The 2,477-nt window shown below is 54.5% G+C and carries 3 protein-coding genes; 1 reads left to right on the top strand and 2 read right to left on the bottom strand.

Features of this window, described 5'->3' with window-relative positions; all coding sequences use genetic code 11:
- Positions 1 to 410: 410 nt before the first annotated feature.
- Positions 411 to 524, bottom strand: coding sequence for an RES domain-containing protein (locus Q363_RS47290; protein WP_169747216.1), 114 nt, complete (start codon positions 522 to 524; stop codon positions 411 to 413).
- Positions 525 to 602: 78 nt separating this feature from the next.
- On the opposite strand from Q363_RS47290, the gene Q363_RS37145 reads away from it, so the two are divergent.
- Positions 603 to 1,010, top strand: coding sequence for a SemiSWEET family sugar transporter (locus tag Q363_RS37145; RefSeq protein WP_051979602.1), 408 nt, complete (start codon positions 603 to 605; stop codon positions 1,008 to 1,010).
- Between the two features lie 477 nt (positions 1,011 to 1,487).
- Here the strand turns inward: Q363_RS37145 and Q363_RS31330 are convergent, their stop codons facing one another.
- A complete protein-coding gene (locus tag Q363_RS31330; RefSeq protein WP_035358635.1) occupies positions 1,488 to 2,453 on the bottom strand; it encodes a nucleoside hydrolase in 966 nt (321 codons plus the stop codon).
- Positions 2,454 to 2,477 lie beyond the last annotated feature (24 nt).

The raw sequence follows: 2,477 nt of genomic DNA, 5'->3' as shown, positions 1-2,477 counted from the left end.
ACATCGGTCTTGTGCTTGATCGAAGACGTCATTTTGGTTACCAACAGGAAGCCTGCCACGTTTCCTCTGGGAAAGCAACAGGAGTTTTGGGTACACCGTCCACTCGGTTCTTCTTGTTTGTGACATGACTAACGGGGCGATTTAGAGGAAGTCGTAAACCGTCGTTTTTGATGGTTTCTTTGTGACTGCCTTTTCGCCGCTCGTCAGTCTCTACGTAAGGAGAACCCAGATGAAAATTCTCGTGGTGTACTTCGCGCCGCGGATGGCGTAATCTTCGGCAGCCCAACCCGGTACGGGATATCCCTGGCAGAAATATCCGCCGGGGTATGCTCCCAATCCTGTCGCGAAATAGGGTTTTCCGCGTTACGCGAGCACGCGCTTCAACTTCGACACATCGATCCCATCCAGGATCATCGCCAGCTCCCTGGCGCTAGCAGCGCCGTCGAAGGATCTTCACTGCAATAAACGATCGGATGCCCCTTCGAATGCCACCGCCCGGCAGCATCGTTATTATCGTCGGGCACGCACGCTCCAACCAACCAAGTATTCGCTTGCACAAGAGCGAACTAACCTAGCAAAATGCTAGACGTGTGGAGGTAGGCATGGACCGATTCAACAGAATAACGCTTGCTGTTTTTCTTCCGTGTGTTGTAGTCCTTTGCGGCTGTCAGGACCTGGCTGTCCATGACACACGGAGTTTACTTGACCCCAATGTTAAGCGGTCAGAGGTCCTCGGCTTAGTGGCCGGTTTTGGAACAACCTTTGCCGCTTTGCCGGATTTGCTCGCGATGCTCAGGCGTCGATCCACCTCGGGCATGAACCCACGCATGGCGGCCATCATGGGCGTCTTTCAGATTCTCTGGGTCTACTACGGTTTATTGATTAATTCGCGGCCGGTCATTCTATGGAACGTGATCGCGGTGTTGGTGAATTTTCTGAGCGTCGGCTTATACTTCTATTTCGACCATAAAGAAAAACCCTTAAGAACGGCTGTAAAGCAACACCCATAAGTGACCATACAATCAAAACTTATCACCTATACTCCGATCGCGCGATAAGCACGAAAGCCTAATCTCCGGTCGTACGAGCGACCCACAATCCAACCCACAAAAGGCGAGATCTTGCACGACTTGCGTGTGCTACGGCAGCCTCCACGCAGTTGTAAGTCGTTGAAAGCCTAAACGGCTGGATTGACACGGTAGAGGTCAGGAGTTCGAGTCATTTCGTGTCTACCATATCTTTTAAACTTTTAAACATTTACAGCAAGTTCCTCGCAAGAGTTTGTGGCTTTTTGCGGAAAATGCTTCAAACTCTCTTGAGACTGCCTCCTTTCACGAGCATGGCGTGCACCTCACCGACCATCTTCCTCACGCTCTCAGGTAATTCCTGCATGTACTCGTTGGCCGTGGTATCGGTCTTCGCGTGCCGCGCGGCGCCGGCGCAGACCTCATCGTGACGTACTTCGCAAAAGGCCACCAAAGTTAACTCTAGCGACTCAACGCTTCCATCAACGCCCGTTTCCAACGGTCAACATCCAGCTTCCAGCACACCTTCACTTTCTTCGCGCGAGCGTGCACCTCGCTCCACTCACGCTCATTCCGCGCATCACCGCTGACGTTAAGCCGGTCCACTACCGTCATACCGCGCGTCAACGCACTCCTCGTCTCGATGTCGACATAGTGCTGACTCGATTCCAGCACCAACTCCGGTTCGAGCATGACCGCCATTGCAATCGGGTCCGGCAATGAGATGCCGCGTTCACCCGTCTGCTCGAGGTACGCCTCGCGCGCACGCCCGTTGCAACCGATTGCAAACCTCGCAAGCGGCGTGTCCAATTCCTGCACCGCCGCAATGTCGTGCTCATCGAGCGCCGCATCTTGCCGTGATAGTTCCCAACCAACCATCTCTATCGGCAGACCTGACAGAAACACTTCACGCGCCGCTTCCGGGTCGACCCAGATGTTGAACTCAGCAGCCGGTGTCACATTCCCTTCTGTGCATGCCGCGCCGCCCATTACTACACAGCGACTGATGTTCTTCACAATCGTCGGCTGCTGCCGAATCGCTAAGGCAAGGTTCGTAAGTGGTCCAAGAGTGATCAATTCGAGTCCGGGATTCGCCAGCGCGTTCGCGACAATCGCTTCGACCGCCGGTAAAGGGTCTACAGTCCGATGAGTGACTTTGTATCCACAGTCACTAAGCCCATCCATTCCGTGAAACCACGTCGCAGACTCCAACTCACGAGTGAGCGGCTTCGCAGCGCCCACATGCACCGGTACGTCCGCGCCACAGAGTTCCACGGTATACAACGCGTTCTGCGCGCCCTGCTCTACGGGAACATTTCCCGCAACCGCTGTGATGGCTACGACTTCCACTAGCGAGGAGCGTAGGGCCAGGATCAGAGCGACAGCATCGTCGGACGCGGTATCCGTATCGACTAACAACTTACGCAAGAACGCTCCCCCAACTCAGGTCCA

Source organism: Edaphobacter aggregans DSM 19364 (assembly GCF_000745965.1).
GTDB lineage: Bacteria > Acidobacteriota > Terriglobia > Terriglobales > Acidobacteriaceae > Edaphobacter > Edaphobacter aggregans.
Note: the sequence above shows the minus strand (reverse complement) of the source record. Positions and strands in the feature narration are given on the sequence as shown.

Excerpts from the sequence above, each read along its gene's own strand:
- Q363_RS37145 (WP_051979602.1), top strand. The coding sequence starts at position 603 with ATGGACCGATTCAACAGAATAACGCTTGCTGTTTTTCTTCCGTGTGTT.